The sequence below is a fragment of the Mesorhizobium sp. M4B.F.Ca.ET.143.01.1.1 genome (assembly GCF_004792275.1).
GTDB classification, from domain to species: Bacteria; Pseudomonadota; Alphaproteobacteria; order Rhizobiales; family Rhizobiaceae; genus Mesorhizobium; species Mesorhizobium abyssinicae.
The window spans coordinates 1-361 of the sequence record NZ_SRSR01000163.1 but is presented as its reverse complement, the minus strand read 5'-3'; the positions used below and the strand labels follow the sequence as shown (position 1 = coordinate 361).

The 361-nt window shown below is 58.4% G+C and carries 1 pseudogene; it reads right to left on the bottom strand.

Annotation, left to right across the window (positions count from 1 at the left end):
- A pseudogene (locus EN786_RS38135) lies at window positions 1-361 on the bottom strand (exopolysaccharide biosynthesis protein); the annotation flags it as partial.

Genomic DNA, 361 nt, shown 5'->3' with positions numbered 1-361 from the left:
CTCCATGCGAGCTCTGTTTTTCCGTCGCCTTTGTCGCTGGAGGTGATGAGCACTATTTGCGAGGATCGTCCAGGCGCCGGTTCGGGTGCCACATTGATCAACAGGGACAATGCAGAGCGGCCATAGACGGAATTTTTCTGGCCGAGAGTGAGGATCTGCAGCCGCTTGGCGCTGGCTCCTGATATCTTGGGCAACAGCCCAACCGAAGGGAAGCCGAGCGCTGCTTCTGTTTCAGCCTCACCGCGCATTGTGCGGTTCATGCGGCTCTGCAAGAGAATCAAGACGCCGCCAACGAGACCGAATACGACCATACCCGGCGGGATAAGGAAGATCGGCGAAAGGCTCTTCGGGTTGGTCGGCG